Origin of the sequence: Streptomyces sp. CBMA152 (genome assembly GCF_014596475.1) — a bacterium.
In the GTDB taxonomy this organism is placed as follows: domain Bacteria; phylum Actinomycetota; class Actinomycetes; order Streptomycetales; family Streptomycetaceae; genus Streptomyces.
This window is the reverse complement of the sequence record NZ_MECJ01000011.1, coordinates 160,525-181,565: the sequence shown is the minus strand read 5'-3', so window position 1 is coordinate 181,565 and position 21,041 is coordinate 160,525. Positions and strand designations below refer to the sequence as shown.

Below are 21,041 nucleotides of genomic sequence, written 5' to 3'. Positions count from 1 at the left end.
GAGACCACTCGTGACCACCTTGGCCCCCCGTTCCCCCCACGGCCTGTTCACCTCGGGCGAGCCGGTCCGTTCCTGGACCGTGAGCACCGCCAAGCCCGTCCGCTACGAGGTGGGCTTCACTCCGGACGTACTGGACCCGCGCAACCCCGCGCTCGTGGGCGCGGGAGTGCCCGACGGCGACCCCGTGCCGCCTCGCCGCCTCCTCGTAGTGGAGACCACCGTCGACGAGCTGTACGGCGACCGCCTCCGCGCTTACGGGGAGGCCCGCGGTCTGGACTACGAGATCCATGTGCTCACCGCGCACGAACAGCTGAAAACGATGGACGCCGTCTTCTCGGTGACCGAGGCGATGGACCGGTTCGGCATCGCCCGGCGCAGCGAGCCGGTCGTCGCCATAGGCGGCGGCGTGCTGATGGACGTCGTCGGCCTGGCGTGCAGCCTCTACCGCCGCAGTACTCCGTACGTACGGGTCCCCACCACACTGATCGGGCTCGTCGACGCGGGTGTCGGTGCGAAGACCGGTGTGAACTTCGGGCCCTACAAGAACCGGCTCGGCACCTATCACCCCGCCGCTCAGACGCTCCTGGACCCACGTTTCCTGGCCACCCTCGACCGGCGGCACCTGAGCAACGGCATGGCCGAGATCCTCAAGATCGCCCTGATCAAGGACCGTGATCTGTTCGGCCTGTTGGAGAACCACGGCGGCCGACTGGTCGACGAGCACTTCCAGGGCGACCGGGGCCTCGACCCGGTCGTACGGGAGGTGCTGGGCCGGGCGGTGCACGGCATGCTGGAGGAACTGCAGGGCAACCTGTGGGAGAGCGAGCTGGAGCGGGTCGTCGACTACGGCCACTCCTTCAGTCCCACGCTGGAGATGCGCGCCCTGCCCGAACTGCTGCACGGCGAGGCGGTCTGCCTCGACATGGCACTGACCACGGTGATCGCCGAAGAGCGCGGCCTGGTCCTGCCCCGGGAGCGCCGCCGGATCCTGGACGTGATGTGTGGGCTCGGCCTGCCCGTATGGCATCGGCTGTGCGAACCGGGCGTGCTGGGCGAGGCGCTGGCCGACACGGTCCGCCATCGCGACGGCAGCCAGCGGCTTCCGCTCCCCCTCGGCATCGGCGACGCCGTCTTCGTCGACGACGTGACACCCGGCGAACTGGCCGACGCCGCACTGAGTCTGACGCTGTATCACACAGCAGACAAGGAGGACGGTCATGCGTGAAGCAGTCATCGTCGCCGACGTCCACGAACCGGCGGACGTACACGGAGTGCACGCCGCCGAAGGCCTCTCGCGCTGGACGTGCCTGGCTCGGCGCACCGGGCTGCACGGCCGGTGGGAAGCGGTCGAGTGGGCCTGGCTGCCGCCGGGCGGCGTCAGCGGGGAACACCGTCACTCCCGCACCGAGGAGCTGTACTTCGTCCTGCGGGGGCGCGGCGAGATCACCCTCGACGGCCGGGCCCACCCCGTCCGCCCCGGCACGGCCGTTCTCACCGCGCTCGGCCGTCGCCACGCACTGCGCAACACCGGCCGGCGGCCGCTGTCCTGGCTCGTCATCGAAATACCCGCAGATACGCCCTATCCGAAGGACACCGCCATGCACCACACAGCCGACACCGACGCGGTCATCGCCGACCTGTACCGAACGGGGCCGGTGGACGCCGCCACCGTGCTCAGCGGCCCCCTGCGCACCGTGCGTGTGACCCGTCTGCTCCCCGTCGAAACGGCCGAGCTCGCCGCCCGCGATGTCGAGCACACCGTCTACGTGACCGACGGCGCCGGTACGGCCCGGGTCGGCGCGACGAGTGTGGCGCTCGCTCCCGGCGTCTCCGTGACCCTGCCCCTGGGCACCGAGGCCCGCGTAGAAGCCGGTCTCGACGGACTGGAGTACTTCCACGCCGTCCTCGACGTCCCGCGAGAGGAGCAGCCGTGATCGTCAACGCGAGCCGACGGACAGCAACCCTGCACAGCGGCGGCCGGACACCCATCCGCATCCGCTGCCTGGCCCGGCGCGGCATGCTGCACAGCGAGTGCGAGGCCGTCGACCGGGTGAGCCTGGCGCCGCACGTGCACTACGACCTGGTCGGCCGGTCCGGCACCGAAGCGGCCTGGTACGTCCTGCGCGGCCCGCTCACCGCCCACTGGCCCGGCGCCCCGGTCACCGGCACCGCGCTCGGCGACGGCGCTCTGATCCTGGCCCGCACGGCACAGGACATCACCCTGCGGGCCGGGCCGGACGGCGCCGAACTGCTCTGCCTGACCGTGACTCCACTGGCAGTCACCCGCCAACTCCCGCCCCGTACCCCCGACATGACCAAGGACCGGACATGACCACAGCCACTACGACGCGCGCCCCCGGCCTCAGTGCCGTCCACCACATCGCCTTCACCGTGCCCGACCTCGACGAGGCGGTCGTCTTCTTCACCGAGGTGCTGGGCGCCGAAACGGCGTACCGCACCGGACCCATCGCCACCCCCGACAGCGACTGGATGCACCGGCACCTCGGCGTCCACCCCCGCTCCACCGCACACATCGCGATGCTGCGCCTCGGCCCCACCCTCAACCTCGAACTCTTCGAGTACACCGGCCCCGGCCGACGCGAGCGGATGCCCGGCAACAGCGACTGGGGCGGCCACCATCTCGCCTTCTGGACAGACGACTTCGACGCCTGCATACGTCACCTCGCCGCCACGCCGGGTGTACGGGTGCTCGGCGAGCCGGAACAGGTCGGTGAAGGCCCGATTCGCGGCACCCGCTGGGTGTACTTCACCACCCCGTGGGGCCAGCACCTCGAACTCGTCCACGCCCCCGACCACCAGCCCTACCAGGACCACACCGACGTACGCCTCTATCAGCCGCAGGCCCCGCACGAAGGGAGAGGGACATGACCGGGATCTGGGGACCGGGCACCCCGCCGGTGGTCCGGGACGACGCCACCCGCTACGACGCCGACATCGTCGTCATCGGCTCCGGCGCCGGGGGAGCGACCATGGCGTGGGCCCTTGCCGGGACCGGCGCACGTGTCCTCGTCGTCGAGCGCGGCGGTTTCCTGCCGCGCGAGGAGGCCAACTGGTCGCCGCAGGCGGTGTTCGCAGACGCCCGCTACCGCAACGCCGAGACCTGGCACACCACCGCCGGAACGGCGTTCACCCCCGCCGCCCACTACTACGTCGGCGGCACCACCAAGGTGTACGGGGCGAGTCTGCCCCGGCTGCGCGAGAGCGACTTCGACGCGGTCGATCACCTGGACGGCACCTCCCCGGCCTGGCCCTTCGATTATGGGGAGTTGGAGCCGTACTACGCCGAGGCCGAGCGGCTCTACCGTGTGCACGGCCAGTGCGGTCACGACCCGACCGAGCCGTCCCGGTCCGGCCCCTACCCCCATCCACCCGTCGCCCACGCGCCCCGTATCGCCGAGCTGGAGCAGCGTCTGCGCGCCCAGGGGCTCCACCCCTATCCCCTGGAACTCGGCGTCGACCTGGCCGAGGGCGGGACGTGTGTGCGCTGCGACACCTGCGACGGGTTCCCGTGCCGGGTCGGCGCCAAGAGCGACGCGGAGACCCGTGCCCTGCGCCCCGCACTGCGCGCACCGACGGTCCGGCTGCTCACGCATACGTACGTCTCGCGGCTGTGCACCGATCCGTCCGGGGGCATCGTCACCACCGTCGAGGCGCACCGGAACGGCCACCCCGTCACCATCGTCGCGGGCACTGTCGTCGTCTCGTGCGGTGCCGTCAACTCGGCGGCGCTGCTGCTCCGTTCGGCGAGCAGTGCCCACCCGGATGGGCTGTCCAACGGCAGTGGTCTGGTCGGGCGGAATCTGATGCTGCATCACAACAGCATGCTGATGGCCGTCGACCCCCGGCACCGCAACCCGTCCGTCTTCCAGAAGACTCTCGCCGTCAACGACTTCTACCGGGCCGGTGACCACACCCCCCATCCGCTGGGCAACCTCCAGCTGATGGGCAAGGTCCACCCGGCGGCGATGGCGACCGCGCACCCGCGCGTGCCCCGCCGGGTCCTGGGCGAGCTGGCGGACCGCAGCGTCGACTGGTGGCTGATCTCGGAGGACCTGCCCCGGCCGGAGAACCGCGTGCTGCTCGGGTCCGGGGGAGGGATGACCCTCGACTGGCACCCGGTCAACGCCCGGGCCCACCGGCGTCTGGTGCGCCAAGGGGCACGGATGATGCGCCGCGCCGGTTACCCGCTGGTCCTGACCCACCGCATGGGCATCGAGCACACCGGCCACCAGTGCGGCACGACCGTCGCCGGTCACGACCCCGCCCACTCGGTCCTCGACCCGTACTGCCGCAGCCACGAGGTACGCAACCTGTTCGTCGTCGACGGCGGTTTCTTCCCCTCGTCCGCGGCCGTCAACCCGACCCTGACCATCGTCGCGCAGGCCCTGCGCGCGGGCAGAGACGCCGCCGTCCTGCCCTGACACCGCCCGAGGAGACCCACCATGTCACTGCACCGTCTGTCCTCCGTCACCATCGGGGTCCCCGCCCCCGCCGCGACAGCGCCGTACTACACCGAACTCGGTCTGCGTTCGCACGACGACGGGTGGTTCTCCACCCGCGACGGTGGCCGCCAGCTGCGGATCGTGCGGGCGCCCACTCGGCGGCTGATCGAGATGCGCGTCGGTGTCGACGACACCGACGACCTGGACGCCGCCTTCACCCGGCTGCGCCGCATGGGCATCGCCGCCACCCGTGGGGACGGGCCGAGTCTGATCGCGGCCGACCCCGTCACCGGGGCCCGGGCCGTGCTCCAGGTGGAGCCGCGCCCCACTCCGCAGCCGACGCCTCCCACCCCGTACAACGGACCGGGGCGCTTCGAACGCACCGCCGGTCGAGCGCCGGGCATCCTGCGCCCCGACCGGGTGCGGCCCAGCAAGCTGGGGCACGCGGTCCTGGGCACCCCCGATCCCCGCACGACGGCCGCGTTCTTCGGCGACGGCCTCGGCTTCAAGGTCAGCGACTCGCTGGGCGACGCGGGCTCCTTCCTGCGCTGCACCACCGACCACCACAACCTGCTGGTTCTGCGGGCGCCCGTGCCCTTCCTGCACCACACGTCCTGGCAGGTCGACGACGTCGACGACATCGGGCGCGGCGCCATGGCCATGCTGGAGGGCCATCCCGAACGCCATATCTGGGGGTTCGGCCGCCACCACATCGGGTCCAACTTCTTCTGGTACCTCAAGGACCCGGCGGGCAACTTCACGGAGTACTACTCCGACATGGACTGCATCGTCGACGACCAGCTGTGGGACCCGGAGGTCTTCGACGTCAACGAGAGCTTCTTCAGCTGGGGCCAGCCGCCCCCGCCGTCGTGGATCTCGCCGGAGGACATGGCCGCGCTGATGACCGGTACCCACACGGCCTGAGCCCCGTCCGGGGCGAGCAACAAAACGAGAGATCGCCCCGGACAGGCTCTAACGTCGGGCTGTGAGACAAGACGAGGACGACACCATGCCCCGTGTCCTGATCGTCGACGACCATCCGTTGTTCCGCAGCGGCCTGAAGGCCGCCCTGGAGAGCACCGGCGGCGCCGACGTCGTCTCCGAGGCCGCCACGGGCGGCGAGGCGCTGGAGGCCGTGGCGCGCCAGCAACCGGACGTCGTCGTCATGGACCTGTCCCTGCCCGATGCCTCCGGCATCGACATCACCCGGCAGCTGCTGGGGCTGTATCCCGGGCTGCCGGTACTGATGCTGACCATGTCCGACGACGACGGGAGCCTGCTGGCCGCCCTCCAGGCCGGTGCCCGTGGCTATCTGGTCAAGGGCGCGGGTGCGGGGGAGGTGCTGCACGCGGTCCGTACGGTGGCTGCCGGCGGCGCGGTGTTCGGCCCGCAGACCGCCTCCCGTCTCACCTCACTGCTGGTCGAGGGCCGACGCCACGACGCCGAGCAACTGTTCCCGGCGCTCACCGCGCGCGAGGCGGAGGTCCTGGACCTCATCGCCCGGGGCCTGGACAACCGACGCATCGCCCGCGAACTGGTGCTGTCCGAGAAGACGGTCCGCAACCACGTCACGCACATCTTCGACAAGCTCCAGGTGACCACCCGCGCCGAGGCCGTGGCCAGGGCGCGGGACGCGGGCCTGGGGGACGAGGACTGAAGGAGGCGCTGTGATGGACGATGCGGCAGCCGTGCGGGGCGGGCGCTCCACTCCGGCCTTCGTCGCGTACGGGCTGACCCTCGCCTCCGCCGTGACCTGGGCCGTCCTCGCCCTCGCCCACCTCGACGACGCGAAGCTCATCCCGTACATCGTTCCCGGCGGTGTCCCCGCCGTGGCCTCCACCGGAGTCGTGCTGCTGGGCGCGTTCATGACGGCCCACCGACCTCGCAGTGTCCTGGGCCCGTTGCTGGTCGTGACAGGGACGGCCAACGTCTTCTCGGAGGCCGTCCTTCTCCTCGCGGCCACCACCGGCCCTCCGTACGGCGTCGACATCGCCCTGGCCATCATCTCGCGGCTCTCCTTCGCACTGGCGGCTTTCACCTTCTACGTGCTGCCGTTGTATCTGCCCAGCGGCCAACTGCCCCGGCACTGGATCTGGCGGCCCTACATGGTCCTCGCCGCCGTGTGGAGTCTGGTGCCCGCGTATACCGACCCCCCGAGCAACTACAGCCTTCCCGACCCGCTGAGCGGCGGCGCGTGGGGGCATGTGAGGACGGCGTTCGTCTCCCACCTCCCCGTCCTCGACATCATCACGGTTTTTCTGCTGATCGGCCTCACCGTCATGGCGGTGCGCTGGTGGCGCACCCCCGACCGGCGCCAGATCATTCCCGTCCTGCCGTATGTGATCTGGCTCGTCTTCCTCTACGTCGGCCGCCTCGCCCCGCCCACCGGCGCCCTGTGGACCTACGCGTACGCGGTGGCATTCCTCTGGCCGTTCTGTGCGATCTACGGCATCAGCCGCGACCGCTCCGGCCAACTGGACCGCGCCACCCGCAAGATGCTCGCCTCCCTCCTGCTCACCGCGGCCCTGATCGCCGTGTACACCGTCGTCTCCCTGCTGGTCCTGCGCGCACTCCCCGGGGGCCTGAGCACCCAGGCCCTCGTATCGGGCGCGGTGGGTCTGGCCTCCGGGGCTCTGCTCTACCCCTGCGCGCGTTTGGCCGTACGGGTGGTGGACCGCATCTACTACGGCGACCGCGCCCGCCCGTACCACGTGGTCCGGGCGCTCTCGCAGCGGCTCAGCCAGGCCGCCCCACCCGCCCAGGCCCCACGTCTGCTGTGCGACACCGTCGTGACCACCCTCAACCTGCCCGGCGCCAAAGTGGTGGTCGACACCCGCAGCGGCCCGCGCACCCTGGCCGCCGCCGGGGAGCCGGTGTCCGACTCGTACGGATTCCCCCTGACGTACGAAGGCAATGTCGTCGGTCATCTGCATGTCGCCCCGAGGGCGGGCCAACGGGCTCTGGACCGCCAGGACATGGAGGTCCTGCGGTTCCTCGCCGACCAGGCGTCCCCCGCGCTCGCCTCCGTACGCCTCTACGAGGACCTGCGGGCGGCCCGCGAACGCATGGTGGTGACCCGGGAACAGGCGCGCCGCACCCTGCGGCACGACCTGCACGACAGCCTGGGCCCCGCCCTGTCCGGCGCCCGGCTCCAGATCGACACCGCGCGTTACGCCGTACCGGACGACTCCAAGGCCGCTCAGCCGCTGGATACGGCCTCCGAGGGCATCGGGCAGGCCATCGCGGAGCTGCGCCGGATCTCCGCCGGCCTGGCACCGGCCGCCCTGGACCGCAACGGGCTGTGCGGTGCGTTGCGGCAGCTCGCGGACCGGTTCGGGCAACGGCTCCCGGTGGATGTGCGCTTCGCCCCCGACCCGCTGCCAGGACTGCCGGCCGCCGTGGAAGTGGCCGTCTACCTCATCGGGGGCGAGGCGCTGAACAACGTCGTACGGCACTCCAGGGCGACTGCGGCCGTGCTGAGTGTGCGGGTGGTGCCGGAGGAGGTGACGATCGAGGTCAGCGACGACGGGTACGGGATCGTGGAACACCGTACGGGCGACGGGGTGGGCATCCGGTCGATGCGGGAGCGGGCGACCGAGCTGGGCGGGGAGTTCACGCTGGCCCGGGGCGAGAACGGCGGCATGGTCGTCAGGGCGTCGTTCCCGCCGGTGGCGGGTCCGTTCCCGGGATGACCGGGTGCGAGGGTGCACGATCGGTCGTGTGTGCCCCCTTCCGGGCGAAAGCAACCTGCCCGGCCACGGGTAGAGACTCCTCATGGCCTTTACACGCAGCCTGTTCGTCCCCGCTCTCCTCGGACTCTTCGGGTTCCTCGCCCCTGCCGTCGGAGTCCCCGATCAGGTGGCACCGGGCGACCCGGCGGTGGTCACCACTGACTCGGGAGCAGTACGCGGAGTGGTCAGCGACGGGGGCCGCGCCTTCCTCGGTGTGCCGTTCGCCGCGCCGCCGGTGGGGGAGCGGCGCTGGCGAGCGCCACAGCCCGCCGTCGCGTGGTCCGGAGTGCGGGACGCCAGTCACTTCGCCGGTGCCTGCGCCCAGCAGGCCCGGCCGGTGCTCGGCAACCCGGAGGTCACCAACGAGGACTGCCTCTATCTGAACGTCTTCACCCCGCCGGGCGGCAGTGGCGGCAAACCGGTCCTGGTGTGGTTCCACGGCGGCTCGTTCGTCTCCGGGAGCGGCGCCCACTACGACGCGTCCCGGCTGGCCCGCACCGGCGACATGGTCGTGGTCACCGCCAACTACCGGCTCGGCGCGTTCGGATTCCTGGCCCATCCGGGGCTGACCGCCGAGGCCCCGGACACCGGATCCGGCGACTACGGCCTCATGGACCAGCAGGCGGTGCTGCGTTGGACCCGGGCGAACGCGGCGGCCTTCGGTGGAGACTCCGCCAACGTGACGGCGGCCGGTCAGTCGGCGGGCGGCCTGAGCGTGTGCGGGCACTTGGCCGCACCCGGTTCGCGGGGCCTGTTCGCGCGTGCCGTCATCCAGAGCGCCCCGTGCGGCGTGGCGTCCCGTCCGGCCGCCGAGGCCGCCGCCACGGGCAGGGCCTTCGCCACGGGGGCGGGGTGCCTGGGCAGTGCGCCCGCGATCGTGGCGTGCCTGCGGGCCAAGTCGGCCGCCCAACTGCTGAAGGTACCCACCAGCGGCGCGGCCCCCTGGTGGCCGGTGTCCGGTACACCGGTGCTGCCCGTAGCGCCTGGACAGGCCATCGCGGCGGGGGAGTACGCCAAGGTGCCGACGCTGATCGGCAACGGCCTCGACGAGGGCACCATCGATACCCTGATCGTCGAGTCAGCCGGGGTGCACCTGAACGCGCTCACCTACCCCCTCGTACTCTCCGACCTCTTCAAGACGAACGGCCCGAAGGTCGCCGCGCGGTATCCGGCATCGCGGTACGGCAACGACTACCGCCTCGCGTTCGGGGCCGCGTTCGGCGACTACCTCGTGGCCTGCCCCACCCGGGAGGCGGCCCGGCACCTGGCCACCGCTGCACCGGGCCGCGTCTACGCCTACGAGTTCGCCGACCGGTCCGCGCCCATGCTGTACAACATGCACCCGGATTTCCCGCTGGGTGCCTACCACGGCGCCGAGATTCCGTACCTGTTCGGCTATCTGCCGGCGGGAGACGTGAAGTTGAACCCGGCGCAGACCCGGCTGTCGCAGACGATGACCACCCTGTGGTCGCGTTTCGCCGCCAACGGGGCCCCTGACCCTGCCACTTGGACGCCCACCACCGCTGACCCCTACCTGACGCTCTCCCTGGTCCCCGACGCGATCACCCCTCGGACCGACTTCGACGCGGCCCATCAGTGCGACTTCTGGGCCACCCTCCCGCCCCCGACCTCCCAGGGGTCGATGTAACGGTGGCGAGAGTTGTCAGTACTGCCAGTGCGGGCGGCCGCTGACGATCCGGCAGGAGATCTCGCGCCCGTTCGCGGCGTGGGTGGACCGGCCCAGATCGGCTTTACGGCAGAACTGGCCCGCGTTGTAGCAGTTCCCGGCGTTGGACACGATCTCGCAGTCGCCAGAGCCGGTCGGTTTCGTGCTCGGGGCCGGGGCTTTGGGGGTATGCGACTTCGGCGGGGCGGGCGCCGGGGTGTGCGGTTTCGTGCTCGTCCGGCTCGGGGTCGGCGACGGGGTGGGGGAGTCGGCGGGAGCTGCGGCAGGCGCGGCCGAGGACGACACGGGAGTCGGGGAAGACACGGCAGGGGACGAGGCCTTGGGGGCGGTGCCGTCCTGACACCCCGCGAGCGTGAGGGCGGTCGCGAGGACAGCACCGACGACAGCGGCTCGCGCGCGCCGCGAGCGCGAGGGGCCGGTTATGGACAGGGGTCTGAATAAGGACATGGCTGAACTCCTGCTCCGGGCATGGGACGTGTGCGCAACGGGCGTGCCGCATGCGCTGCGCAGCAGGTTACGCGCCCGGCGGCTCCGCCACGGTGCAAATGGACTCCATGGCGGCCGGGCTTTTCCGGTGGCCCGTTCGGATCGCTCGGGACGACGGATGCGCGATGGACTGGGTCGACGGACCCTCCTCGGTGCCGGAGCCACGTCGTAGTTCGTGCGCCTTGTGCATGAGTCGGCGGGCGTGCTCGTGGTCTCCCAGCGCCCATTCGATCTTGGCGATCAGGCGGTACGCGTAACCGAGCCCGGCCGGGTCGTCCACCGTTTCGAAGCGTTCGAGCGCCAGAGCAGCATGGTGACGGGCCGTCAGGAGAGTTCCGGCCTTGCGGAGAGCTTCGGCGGCCGTCGCGTGGGCATGGGCCGCGCCTTCCTGATCGCCCCGGTCGTCCAGCAACCGTGCCGCCGTCCGGGCAGGTTCCACCGCGTCCGGATGCTGCCCGGCGTATATACGTAACGCGGCCTCGCCCACGAGGCACTCGGCCAACAGCGCCTCGTCGTCGGCCGCTTCCACACAGGAGCGCGCCTCGGCCTGGAACCGCATGGCCTCGTCGACGAGATCGGCGGCCAGCGCCCGCTCGGCCAGCGCCATGAGGTGGCGACCGCGCTCGGCCCCGCCACCGGGTGCGGCCTCGGCCGCGCGTACGAGTTCGGCGGCCACGTCCTCGCGCGTGGCCGAGGGGGCGTGATCTGCCGGTTGTGCGGGTCCGGGCTGTGCGCCCAGGCGGGCCAGCGCCGCCCGGGCCCGCGCGATCCCGGTGCCCTCGCCCCTGTCCGTCGCGTACCGGAAGGCGGCCTCGGCCTCCTCCCGCGCCTCTTCGGTCCGCTGCTCCGCGTGCAAGGCGTCGGCCACGTCGCAGCTCAGCTCGGTCGCGAGGTTCCACCGGTCCGCACGCGCCGCCCGTGCCGCCGCGCGTAGCTCACCGAGCGCGGAGGCCCGCCACGCGGTGCGTGTGTCGTCCTCGCGTACGGGACCCAGGCAGCGGCGCAGGTGCAGATACAGCGAGGTCCGCCGCAGCACTTCCGCCTCGGGTGTGGTGCGCGAATAGCTGCGGTAGAGGTCGTGGAAGGCATAGCGGCCGTTGGCGCGTTGCAGAAGCCCCACGTCGACGAGCTCTTCCAGCATCAATCCGCAGATGCCCGGCGGCAGTTGGCACAGGGCGGCGGCCGAGCGCCGGTCGAAGTCCGGACCGGGGTGACCGGCACAGTGCTGGAGCACCTCTCTCTGCTGGTCGTTGAGTGCCTCGTACGACACCGTGAAGGCCGTACGCACCCGATCGTCGTCGGAGTGCAGGTGCTGCAACGGGCGGTCCGACTCCCGCATGGCGTCCAACAACAGGTCGGGCGGGGTACGGCGCAGTCGGGCGGCGATGGGGCGCAGGGCGAGCGGGAAGCAGCTCAACAACTCGGCGATCTCGGCGAGTTCGCCGTCGTGCCCGATGAGCCCGCTGATGTCCTGGAGCAACGCCACCGCGTCGGCCATCTCCAGCGGAGCGAGCGCGTACCGGCGTACGTGGTGCGGCGTCTGCGGCATCGCGTCGGTGAGCGAGGCACGGCTGGTGACCACGACCAGCGCGTCGGGCGCGGTCACGTCGGTCGTGTCGATCCGGGTGAGCTCAGCGGCGTCCGTGACATCGTCGAGGAGCACGAGGGGGAAGTCGGCACTTGCATGCGCCCTGAGCCGCCGGTAAAGCTCTGCCGCCAGCGCCGACTTGCCCACGCCAGGAGGCCCGTGGATGACGAGGACGCCGGGCCCCCGCAGGGCCTCGGCAGTCAACTCCCGCAGCTCACGGTCCCGGCCGAACAACCGCGTGGCGGGCAGCGGCCCGGGCGCGTCGGTGCTGCGGCCCAAGTCCTGCGGTGTCGGGTCGTCGTACGCCGGGTTGTGGAAGACGGCGATACGCTCACCCGAGTTGTGGGCCCCGATCTGGGGGTGCTGCGGGTGTTCGCGGGTGCTCAGCGTCTGATGCATCCAGGCGTGCACCGTCCCGAAGTCGAGTACCGGGCCCGCGTCGGGCACCCCCGTCCGCAGGAGCCCGAGCAGGGCTCCGGTGAAGGCGGACAACTCTTCGTCGGCGAGCGAGTAGGCGACTTCGGTGGCCGCGCTGGAGGTCAGTACACAGACGCCGTCGATGTCGGCGGCCTGTTTCAACAGCGTCTCGCGGGAACTCATACCTCCTTCGACGGCGGCTCCGCTGAAACAGCAGTCGAGGACCATGGCGCACTTGAGCCCGTGCCGCCGGTGTGCCGCACGCACCTCGTCACGGATGTGCGCGTACGGCAGTGCCCGCCACATCTGGTGTTCGTTGGAGTCGTGCAGCGCGAGATGCAACTCGGTCGGCCGGTCGGGGTGCAGCAGCCCGTGCCCGGCGTAGTAGACGAGCAGCGTGTCGGTGGCCGCGTGCACGGCGGTATCGATGGCCCGCATCACGTCGACTCCGTCGGCTTCGCTGCCGAGCACCTGGCAGCTTGCGGGGGCCAGTCCCCAGACAGCGTCGTCGCACAACGCGTCGCGCAGCGCCGTGAGATTCCGCTCCACGGCGGGCAGTTGGGCGAGCCGACCGTCTGCGGCATACGTGGGGATGCCGATCAATACCGCCCGGGACGCCGCCGGGTCGGACAGCAGAGCCGTCATGTGTCGGACGGCTCCTGCTCCCTGCGGGCCCGGAGCACCCGGAGCACGTCCTCGGCCGTCCCCTCCAGCACGGTGCCGTCGCTCTCGGTGATCCGTACGGTGGGCGTCGGCGCACCACGCGGGCGCCGCCAGGCGGCCGTGGTGACCAACAGCCCGAGCAGCCCCACCGCGCTGTCCGCGACAGCGGTGATCGTGTCCAGGGAACCCATGGGGGCGGGCGGGGGCGATCCCGGAGCAGGTGGCTTGGAGGAAACCGCGGTCCTGATGGTGACGCCCGAACGACCCACCGACGGATCGCGGAGCAACCACCCGCTCAGAGCCGTGGCGCCGGCGGCGCTCCCTACCATGATCCGTACCTCGGCCATGCGGCTCCCCCGTGGATCGTGCGACCGACACCGGAGAAACCAGGATTCCACCTCTCCCTTGCGCGTGGAGAGACTTCGCGGGGTTTCCCCCGTCCGGAGGCGCAGCCACGTCGCTTTCGCGTCGCGTCGGCAGCCGGACATCTGACCGGGGTCATGGCGTGGATGGCGGGCGCCCGGGAGCGGCATCGCCGCAGCCCCCGTTACCGGGACTCAGGCTGACACCTCCCCGCCGGGACTCCCCTGAAGGTCAGGGCCACGTTGTGGCCGCCGAATCCCGCCGAGTTCTTCACCGCGACGACCTGCTCGCCCTCCAGTTTGAACGGGCGGCCGTGGACCACGTTGATCGAGAGGTCCTGATCGAGGCGGGTGAAGTTGCAGGTCGGCGGCACCATGCCGTGGTGGAGGTCGTCGTACGCGGTGAGGTCGACGAGGCGGCGACATACCGCGAGGCCGGTCCAACCCGGCGCGGCCAGCCAGCGGCGGCCCCTGTCACCTTGCATGTCGCCGCAGGTCAGCACCCCGGAGACGGCTGTTGCGCGCGCGCTCCACCGAGGGCGGAAACGGATCTTGATCGTCCATTATCGGCCACCTCGCCGACAGCGCGCGCACCCGTCTCCGCCCCCGTGCCGTACCCACAACAGCTTGATCAAAGTATCGGTAAATTGAGCATAACCGGCGCCCTGGTCACTCCATTTCGGGATGGCGTGACGCGACAGGCCATGCAGTCGGTGGCGTAAACCCGTCGGTATGTCATCCGCCGTCTCGACCAACATCAATACCCGCTGGTTCACTTGCGCCCCAGGAGCCTCTTGTCACCCGATCGGGTAACTCCGGGGGCTCCTTCTTGACGCATGCGCCCCAATGGGAGGGACCAGGATGTCGACCGGAGCGTACGGGCAGGAGCTTGAGGGGCCGGCCGGGCGGGCACAGCTCAGCCTGGGTGTCGCCGCCGCGCGGAACCTGTCGACCACCACCAAGAGCGTCCCGCAGATGCAGGGCATCAGCTCGCGGTGGCTGACGCGCATGCTGCCCTGGGTGGAGGTGAAGGGCGGCGCGTACCGGGTCAACCGGCGCCTGGTGTACGAGGTCGGCGACGGCCGGGTCACCTTCGTCCAGGAGGGGAGCGCGGTCCGGGTCGTACCGGCTGAGCTGGGAGAACTCCCGCTGCTGCGGGGGTTCGAGGACGACAGGGCGCTGCGGGCGCTCGCCGACCGGTGCCGTCAGCAGCAGTACGGACCCGGCCAGCTGATCGCCGAACAGGGCGGGGCCGTCGACCACGTGTATCTGATCGTGCACGGCAAGGTCGAGAAGGTCGGCACCGGAAGCTACGGCGAGGAGACCCGCCGTGGTGTGCTGTCCGACGGCGGGTTCTTCGGCGGGCAGGCGGTGGCCGAGGAGCCGGGGGAGTGGGACTTCACGGCGCGCGCGATGACCGCGTGTACGGTGCTGGCCCTGCCCCGTGCCGCGTACGAGGAAGTGGCCGACCGCCACGACGGGTTGCGCGACCACGTCCGGCGGCGTCAGGCCGAGAAGACGCGGCCGCAGAACAAGAGGGGCGAGGCGAACATCGCCCTCGCGTCCGGCCACACCGGTGAGCCGGTGATCCCGGGGACCTTCGTCGACTACGAACTCGACCCGCGCGAGTACGAGTTGAGCGTGGCCCAGACGATCCTGCGCGTGCACAGCCGGGTCGCTGACCTCTACAACGACCCGATGGACCAGATCGAGCAGCAGCTGCGGCTCACCATCGAGGCCCTGCGCGAACGCCAGGAGTCCGAGCTGGTCAACAACCCCGAGTTCGGCCTGCTGCACAACGCCGACTACAGCCAGCGCATCTCCACCCACTCCGGTCCGCCCACTCCGGACGACATGGACGAGCTGCTGAGCATGCGGCGCGGGACGAAGGCGTTCTTCGCGCACCCCCGGGCCATCTCCGCCTTCGGCCGCGAGTGCAACAAGCGGGGCCTGTCGTTCGACACCGCCGACATGAACGGCCACCCGGTGCCCGCCTGGCGCGGCGTACCGATCCTGCCCTGCGGCAAGATACCCGTCTCGGACGAGGGCACCTCCGCCATCCTCGCGATGCGCCTGGGCGAGGCCGAGGAAGGCGTCGTCGGCCTGCGCCAGACGGGCATCCCCGACGAGTACGAGCCCGGCCTCAACGTGCGGTTCATGGGCATCAACGACCAGGCTCTGATCTCCTATCTGGTCAGCACCTACTACTCGGCGGCCGTTCTCGTGCCCGACGCACTCGGCGTTCTGGAGAACGTCGAGGTCTTCCACAGCCCGTCCTGACGTCCACCGCACCCCCACCTGACGTCAACGGCGCGAACGGAGAAGAAGAACCGGTGTCACAGCTGTCCCGGATGACCGCGCCCGCGGCTCGCCACCCGGTGGCGCGACTCGTCGCCACGCTCCTCACCCAGAGCGAGGGAATCCGTCCTTCGGCCCCGCAGGCGCTGCCGGGATCCGCCTTCCGGCCGGTGGGCACCCTCGTGCCCACCGGGCCGACGGGCCTGGGCACGTCCGCCGCCCGTATCGCGGCCCGCAAACCGGCCGACGACGCCCCGGCGGAGCGCGCCGGCGGTGTCCCCGAGCTGTACTGTCCGCCCGCGATACGGGACGACCCGGCGCTCGGCCAGGAGGTCAACGACCGGCTGGTGGACTGGGCCGAGGAGATCGGGCTCTACTCCGGGCGCCTCGACCGGGTACGCGCGGCCGACTTCGGGCGCCTGATGATGCTGGCCCACCCCGACAGCGACGACCCGGAGCGGCTCCTCGCCGCGGCCAAGTGCGCGCTGGCGGAGTGGGCCACCGACGACTACTACTGCGACGACGAGACGATGGGGTCGCGGCCCGAACTCCTCGGCTCGCACCTCGGTCTCGCCTACGCGGCGCTCGACCCGGCCCACCTGCCGGGCGGTTACGCGTCCGCGTGGGAGCAGGACATGCGCGACGACCCCGTACGGGTCGCCCTGCGGGCGGGGCTGCGGGACCTGTCCACGTATGCGGACTCCTCCCAGGTGGCAAGGCTCCGCCATGAGGTCGCCGTGCTGTTCGTGGGGTACGGGCAGGAGGGCTCCTGGCGCTCGCGTGGGTATATGCCCACCGTCCGCGAGTATCTGGCACACCGTCAGATCAACAGCTTCCTGCCCTGTATCGCACTCGTCGACGTGGTCGGTGGTCAGCCGCTGACGGCCTCCGAGTACGGCGACCCACGGGTCCGCCGGGCCGTGACGATGGCCGCCACGGCCAGCACGCTCGTCAACGACCTGTACTCGATGGCCAAGGAGCACCACTCCTCCGGCGTGGAGTTCAACCTGCCCACCGTGATCGCCGAGGAAGAGCGGTGCTCACCGCGCGAGGCGGTCGAGCGGAGCGTGGCGATCCACGACGAGCTGGTGCGCACCTTCGAGACGGAGGCCGCGGCCCTCGCCGTCGCCGGATCGCCTCAACTGTGCCGCTTCCTCGCGGGAGTCTGGGCCTGGCTCGGCGGCAACCGCGAATGGCACAGCGGCAGCCTGCGCTACAACGAGGCCTGAGCCCACCTTCCTGTGTCATCACCGACTTTGTTTTTGTCATCACCGACGCGGTCATCCCCGCATGCAGCAAGGAGTCCACATATGACGACCACGCCCACCTCCTCCACCGCCCCGGTGCTGCGCACGGCCTACCAGAAGTCCGTCGCCGAGTACTGGAACAACGAGAAGGACCCGGTCAACCTGAGCCTGGGCGACGTCGACGGCCTCTACCACCACCACTACGGGATCGGCGATTACGACCCCTCGGTGCTGGAAGGCCCGCAGGAGACCCGCGACGCACGCATCATCGAGGAGCTGCACCGGCTGGAGTCCGCGCAGGCGGACGTCCTGCTCGACCACCTCGGACCCATCGCCCCCGAGCACCGTCTCCTCGACGCCGGCTGCGGCCGGGGCGGCTCCAGCATCATGGCCAACGCGCGCTTCGGCTGCCAGGTCGACGGTGTGTCCATCTCCCAGTCCCAGGTCGACTTCGCCAACGGCGAGGCCCGCAAGCGCGGTGTGGACGACAAGGTGCGCTACCACTTCCGCAACATGCTGGACACCGGCTTCCCGACCGGCGCCTTCCAGGGCATCTGGAACAACGAGTCCACCATGTACGTGGACCTGTTCGAGCTCTTCGCCGAGCACGCGCGCCAGCTGGCCTTCGGCGGTCGTTACGTCGTCATCACCGGTTGCTACAACGACGTGACCGGTGGCCGCTCCAAGGCGGTCAGCCGGATCGACGAGCACTACACGTGCAACATCCACCCGCGCAGCGCCTACTTCAAGGCCATGGCCGCCAACGGTCTCGTCCCCATGAACGTCGTCGATCTCACGGCCGCCACGATCCCGTACTGGGAGCTGCGCGCCCAGTCCTCCCTCGCCACCGGCGTCGAGGACCCGTTCCTGACCGCGTACCGCGAGGGCAGCTTCCACTACCTCCTCATCGCGGCCGACCGCGTCTGACATCGTCATCCGTAAGGCTCATGTCGCCCCCGCCTCGGCGGGGGCGCGGGCGGAACAGGCACGCAGGCCTACGGAATGACGATGGGGTGGCGATGGTGTTGTCGACGGCGTTCACCGACATGTTCGGCGTGCGATACCCGATCGCGCTCGCGCCGATGGGTGGTTCGGCCGGTGGTGCGCTGGCCACAGCCGTCTGCCGTGGTGGCGGGTTCGGGATTCTGGGCAGCGGGGACGGGGATCCGGAGTGGCTGGCACGTGAGGTGCCGATCGTCGCGGACACCGGTAGGCCGTGGGGTGTCGGCTTCCTGACCTGGGGGATCGATCTCGCCGCCGTGGAGTTGGCGCTGAGTTACGGGCCCAGGGCGGTGATGCTGTCCTTCGGTGACCCGAGCCCGTACGCGGAGCAGGTCCGCCGGGCCGGGGCCCTGCTGATCCTCCAGGTCACCGATCTGGAGGAGGCCAGGCAGGCCGCGGACCTGGGCGCCGATGTGATCGTGGCGCAGGGAACCGAGAGCGGCGGGCACGGAGCCGCGCGCGGGCGGTCCACGTTGCCGTTCGTGCCCGCGGTGGTGGATCTCGTGGATCCGGTGCCGGTACTGGCGGCGGGCGGCATCGCCGATGGACGCGGTGTGGCGGCGGCTCTGGTGTTGGGCGCTGCCGGAGCGCTCGTCGGCACCCGCTTCCAGGCCACCACCGAGGCCCTGGTCGATCCCTCCATCACCCGGGCGATCGTCGAGGGGCGAGGGCAGGACACCGAGCTCAGCAGGGTGTTGGACATCGCGCGCGGTTCCCGCTGGCCGTCCAAGTACCTCGCCCGCACCCTCGGCCACCCCTACCTCGACCGCTGGCGCGGCCGGGAGGCCGAACTCGCCGCCGACCCCCAAGCCCGTCAGGACTACCAGGACGACGTGGCGCGCGGCGCGATCCCCCCGCGGCCGGTCTGGGCGGGCGAGGCCGTCGACCTCATCAACGACCTGCCCTCGGCGACCGATCTCGTCGCCAACATGGCCGCTCAGGCCGAGGCCGCGTTGACCCGCGCGGGACGCCGCTGACGCGGCCGGCAGCCGGGACTGAGCCTGCACGTCCTCGTGCTGCACGAAGACGGCGTCCCACCCGGTCAGGAGAACCGCGCCTCACCCGAGGGCGACGCTGCCGGATCCGGGGCGCCCGACGAGCGATTTGCTCACTGCCGTCGGGCAAGCGGCCGGTTCCGCAGGGGAGAAGCATGAGCAGTATGCCGAACAGGGCCAGGATGTCGGCCACCCGTTGGGGCAGGAAAGGTAACTCCTGCACCACGGGGACGTAGGCACAGAGCAGAGCGGTCAGCAGCTCGGATCCATGAGCCGACCGGCTTCGGGAGCGAGCGGAATCGCTCTTCCTGCTTTCCGTGACGCGGCTGCGTACACGGTGTTTTCGTGTCATTCGAGCATCCCCTTTCCACGGCCTTCCACTTCGACAGGGGACCAGGGGCGGCCGAGGTCGGGGCAGGGCTCACAGGGGGGCTCATATGTCGTGAGGGCGGCTCATGCCAACTCCGCGTGGCTATCCTGGTGTTCAGACGCAGTCGGCCCAGAAGGAGTGTGGCGGACGTGACGGGTGTAGCGGAATTGAAGGACCCCAAACGTCAGCAGAATGCCCAGCTGGAGAGTCTGATAACCGCATCGGGGATCAGTCACAAGAGACTCGCCCACCGGCTGAATGAAATCTGCCAATCACAGGGGATCGCCTGCGACTACACGCACACCTCCGTCGCGAACTGGTGCCGTCGGGGCGTTCGGCCGCGGTGGCCCGTGCCGCGGCATATATGCGCCGTACTCTCGGAAGGGTTGGGCCGGCCGGTTGGCCTGGACGAAATCGGCATGGAGTGGGGCGGCCGGATCGACCAGGATTCCGGACTGCGCTTCCCGAGGAACCAGCAGGAAGCACTCGCCGAAGCCTCGTCGTATTGGAGTACTTTGAACCGCCGGGACTTTCTCACCACCTCGCCATTCGTCGCCTCGGCGTTCTCGGAGCCGGTGACACGATGGCTGGTCAATCCGTCCGAGCCGCTGGACTCGTCCTCCGGACGCATCACGATCGGTCCCTCGCACATCGAGGAGTTGCACGAAGCAGCTGAATCGGCACGGCTGTGGGACTCCCGATTCGGGGGTGCGGCATGGAAGTCCCAATCGCTCACCACGTATCTGTACGAGCGGGTGACGCCCCTGCTCAGCGGCCGGTTCACCGAACGCGATGGGCGTGAACTGTTCTCCGTGACCGGTGAAATGGCCCGGCTCGCGGGGTGGACGGCCTTCGACGCCGGAAAGCACCAGGTGGCGCAGCGTCATTACATCCAGGCACTGCGCCTGGCCAAGGCCGGAAGCAATGTGCATTTGGGTTCGTACATCCTCAGCACCATGGCCATGCAGGCCATGATGCGCGGATTCACCTCCGAGGCCATCGACATGGCCCAGGGCGCGTTCGAGCGCGTTCCTTCCGCGGATCCAAGGGTGCTGGGATTCGCCAAGCTGATCGAGGCCCGGGCGCACGCCAAGGGAGGAGACGCCCGCCAGGCATCGAGTTGCCTGGCGTTGGCAGAGCGCCTTCAGGAACGTGGATCGCGCGAAGGCAACGGTGAGCGCCCCTGGATCGATTTCTTCAGCCGACAGAGGATCATCACAGACGCGGCTGAGATCTTTCGGGACCTGAGACTTCCACGGGCGACTTTCGCATGGCACGCGCTGGGTGAAATGCCAGGAGACGCCTACACACGATCGCGTGGAATCCGTCTGTCCGTACTTGCGACCGCTCACGCACAGTCGGGAGACCTCGACCACAGCCTGCGGTTGGGCCGGGAGTCCCTACGGCTGTTCTCGCGACTGCAGAGCGTACGCGGGCTCGACTACCTGAAGATCTACACCGCATCACTGACGCCGTGGCCGCGGGAGAAGGAAGTCGCGGCCTATCTCCGTGAAGTACGCGGACTGGGGCGGTACTTGGCAGCCGCATGACCGCTGTCATGGGTAGTGAGGAACGGCAATCCGACAGGAGGTCGGCATCGTGGATCGTCGCGTACTGCTTTCAGGAGCAAGTGGCTCCATTGCCCTCTCGGCCCTGGCCGGCGCACCCGCCACTCGTTCGAGGCGCCGTGTGGGCCGACGCGAGGTGGCGGCTCTACGGCAGGCCGCGGAGG

General features: G+C 70.4%; 18 protein-coding genes. 14 read left to right on the top strand and 4 right to left on the bottom strand.

What is annotated here, in order from left to right:
• Positions 1 to 10: 10 nt before the first annotated feature.
• The 9 genes from BG418_RS10560 to BG418_RS10520 all read left to right on the top strand — a co-directional run bounded on the left by BG418_RS10560 (position 11) and on the right by BG418_RS10520 (position 9,842).
• Positions 11 to 1,225 (top strand): sedoheptulose 7-phosphate cyclase, encoded by a 1,215-nt coding sequence (locus BG418_RS10560; RefSeq protein WP_317453598.1) that lies wholly within the window; start codon positions 11 to 13, stop codon positions 1,223 to 1,225.
• A complete protein-coding gene (locus tag BG418_RS10555; protein WP_188273491.1) occupies positions 1,218 to 1,934 on the top strand; it encodes a cupin domain-containing protein in 717 nt (238 codons plus the stop codon). Before BG418_RS10560 ends, BG418_RS10555 begins: the two co-directional genes overlap by 8 nt.
• Positions 1,931 to 2,332, top strand: a complete 402-nt coding sequence (locus BG418_RS10550) for a cupin domain-containing protein (protein WP_188273490.1) — start codon at positions 1,931 to 1,933, stop codon at positions 2,330 to 2,332. The genes BG418_RS10555 and BG418_RS10550 overlap by 4 nt, the downstream gene beginning before the upstream one ends.
• Positions 2,329 to 2,889, top strand: a complete 561-nt coding sequence (locus BG418_RS10545) for a VOC family protein (protein WP_188273489.1) — start codon at positions 2,329 to 2,331, stop codon at positions 2,887 to 2,889. The genes BG418_RS10550 and BG418_RS10545 overlap by 4 nt, the downstream gene beginning before the upstream one ends.
• Positions 2,886 to 4,442: a GMC oxidoreductase gene (locus BG418_RS10540; RefSeq protein WP_188273488.1), complete on the top strand. Its 1,557-nt coding sequence runs from the start codon at positions 2,886 to 2,888 to the stop codon at positions 4,440 to 4,442. The genes BG418_RS10545 and BG418_RS10540 overlap by 4 nt, the downstream gene beginning before the upstream one ends.
• Before the next feature lie 21 nt (positions 4,443 to 4,463).
• A complete protein-coding gene (locus BG418_RS10535) occupies positions 4,464 to 5,387 on the top strand; it encodes a VOC family protein (RefSeq protein WP_188273487.1) in 924 nt (307 codons plus the stop codon).
• Between the two features lie 85 nt (positions 5,388 to 5,472).
• Complete coding sequence (locus tag BG418_RS10530) at positions 5,473 to 6,120, top strand: response regulator transcription factor (protein WP_188273729.1); 648 nt, start codon at positions 5,473 to 5,475, stop codon at positions 6,118 to 6,120.
• 13 nt (positions 6,121 to 6,133) lie between these two features.
• A complete protein-coding gene (locus tag BG418_RS10525) occupies positions 6,134 to 8,155 on the top strand; it encodes a GAF domain-containing sensor histidine kinase (RefSeq protein ID WP_188273486.1) in 2,022 nt (673 codons plus the stop codon).
• A gap of 82 nt (positions 8,156 to 8,237) precedes the next feature.
• Complete coding sequence (locus BG418_RS10520; RefSeq protein WP_188273485.1) at positions 8,238 to 9,842, top strand: carboxylesterase/lipase family protein; 1,605 nt, start codon at positions 8,238 to 8,240, stop codon at positions 9,840 to 9,842.
• A 15-nt stretch (positions 9,843 to 9,857) separates the two neighbouring features.
• Here the strand turns inward: BG418_RS10520 and BG418_RS40490 are convergent, their stop codons facing one another.
• From BG418_RS40490 to BG418_RS10505, 4 genes are all read right to left on the bottom strand, one after another.
• The gene (locus BG418_RS40490) at positions 9,858 to 9,992 is read right to left on the bottom strand and encodes a hypothetical protein (protein WP_262928568.1); all 135 of its coding nucleotides are present in this window, start codon (positions 9,990 to 9,992) and stop codon (positions 9,858 to 9,860) included.
• A gap of 403 nt (positions 9,993 to 10,395) precedes the next feature.
• Positions 10,396 to 13,017 carry an ATP-binding protein gene (locus BG418_RS10515; RefSeq protein ID WP_188273484.1) on the bottom strand — a complete coding sequence of 874 codons (2,622 nt, stop codon included), beginning with the start codon at positions 13,015 to 13,017 and terminating at the stop codon, positions 10,396 to 10,398.
• Complete coding sequence (locus tag BG418_RS39770) at positions 13,014 to 13,364, bottom strand: effector-associated constant component EACC1 (RefSeq protein ID WP_223184632.1); 351 nt, start codon at positions 13,362 to 13,364, stop codon at positions 13,014 to 13,016. Before BG418_RS39770 ends, BG418_RS10515 begins: the two co-directional genes overlap by 4 nt.
• Positions 13,365 to 13,582: 218 nt before the next feature.
• The gene (locus tag BG418_RS10505; protein ID WP_188273482.1) at positions 13,583 to 13,882 is read right to left on the bottom strand and encodes a hypothetical protein; all 300 of its coding nucleotides are present in this window, start codon (positions 13,880 to 13,882) and stop codon (positions 13,583 to 13,585) included.
• A 376-nt stretch (positions 13,883 to 14,258) separates the two neighbouring features.
• Between BG418_RS10505 and BG418_RS10500 the strand changes: the two genes are divergently transcribed.
• From BG418_RS10500 to BG418_RS10480, 5 genes are all read left to right on the top strand, one after another.
• Positions 14,259 to 15,677: a family 2B encapsulin nanocompartment shell protein gene (locus BG418_RS10500; protein ID WP_188273481.1), complete on the top strand. Its 1,419-nt coding sequence runs from the start codon at positions 14,259 to 14,261 to the stop codon at positions 15,675 to 15,677.
• Between the two features lie 53 nt (positions 15,678 to 15,730).
• The gene (locus tag BG418_RS10495) at positions 15,731 to 16,924 is read left to right on the top strand and encodes a family 2 encapsulin nanocompartment cargo protein terpene cyclase (RefSeq protein ID WP_317453597.1); all 1,194 of its coding nucleotides are present in this window, start codon (positions 15,731 to 15,733) and stop codon (positions 16,922 to 16,924) included.
• 81 nt (positions 16,925 to 17,005) lie between these two features.
• Positions 17,006 to 17,869, top strand: coding sequence for a geranyl diphosphate 2-C-methyltransferase (locus tag BG418_RS10490; protein ID WP_188273480.1), 864 nt, complete (start codon positions 17,006 to 17,008; stop codon positions 17,867 to 17,869).
• A 92-nt stretch (positions 17,870 to 17,961) separates the two neighbouring features.
• Entirely contained in the window at positions 17,962 to 18,921 is a 960-nt protein-coding gene (locus BG418_RS10485; RefSeq protein ID WP_188273479.1) for a nitronate monooxygenase family protein, read from the top strand.
• A 528-nt stretch (positions 18,922 to 19,449) separates the two neighbouring features.
• Complete coding sequence (locus BG418_RS10480; RefSeq protein ID WP_317453596.1) at positions 19,450 to 20,859, top strand: sporulation protein; 1,410 nt, start codon at positions 19,450 to 19,452, stop codon at positions 20,857 to 20,859.
• The last annotated feature ends 182 nt before the right edge of the window (positions 20,860 to 21,041 follow it).

What these genes read in the sequence shown, in the direction of transcription:
- BG418_RS10555 (WP_188273491.1), top strand. Translation starts at nt 1,218, where the DNA reads ATGCGTGAAGCAGTCATCGTCGCCGACGTCCACGAACCGGCGGACGTA.
- BG418_RS10545 (WP_188273489.1), top strand. Translation starts at nt 2,329, where the DNA reads ATGACCACAGCCACTACGACGCGCGCCCCCGGCCTCAGTGCCGTCCAC.
- BG418_RS10540 (WP_188273488.1), top strand. Translation starts at nt 2,886, where the DNA reads ATGACCGGGATCTGGGGACCGGGCACCCCGCCGGTGGTCCGGGACGAC.
- BG418_RS10535 (WP_188273487.1), top strand. Translation starts at nt 4,464, where the DNA reads ATGTCACTGCACCGTCTGTCCTCCGTCACCATCGGGGTCCCCGCCCCC.
- BG418_RS10530 (WP_188273729.1), top strand. Translation starts at nt 5,473, where the DNA reads ATGCCCCGTGTCCTGATCGTCGACGACCATCCGTTGTTCCGCAGCGGC.
- BG418_RS10525 (WP_188273486.1), top strand. Translation starts at nt 6,134, where the DNA reads ATGGACGATGCGGCAGCCGTGCGGGGCGGGCGCTCCACTCCGGCCTTC.
- BG418_RS10520 (WP_188273485.1), top strand. Translation starts at nt 8,238, where the DNA reads ATGGCCTTTACACGCAGCCTGTTCGTCCCCGCTCTCCTCGGACTCTTC.
- BG418_RS10515 (WP_188273484.1), bottom strand. Translation starts at nt 13,017, where the DNA reads ATGACGGCTCTGCTGTCCGACCCGGCGGCGTCCCGGGCGGTATTGATC.
- BG418_RS39770 (WP_223184632.1), bottom strand. Translation starts at nt 13,364, where the DNA reads ATGGTAGGGAGCGCCGCCGGCGCCACGGCTCTGAGCGGGTGGTTGCTC.
- BG418_RS10505 (WP_188273482.1), bottom strand. Translation starts at nt 13,882, where the DNA reads ATGCAAGGTGACAGGGGCCGCCGCTGGCTGGCCGCGCCGGGTTGGACC.
- BG418_RS10500 (WP_188273481.1), top strand. Translation starts at nt 14,259, where the DNA reads ATGTCGACCGGAGCGTACGGGCAGGAGCTTGAGGGGCCGGCCGGGCGG.
- BG418_RS10490 (WP_188273480.1), top strand. Translation starts at nt 17,006, where the DNA reads ATGACGACCACGCCCACCTCCTCCACCGCCCCGGTGCTGCGCACGGCC.
- BG418_RS10485 (WP_188273479.1), top strand. Translation starts at nt 17,962, where the DNA reads ATGGTGTTGTCGACGGCGTTCACCGACATGTTCGGCGTGCGATACCCG.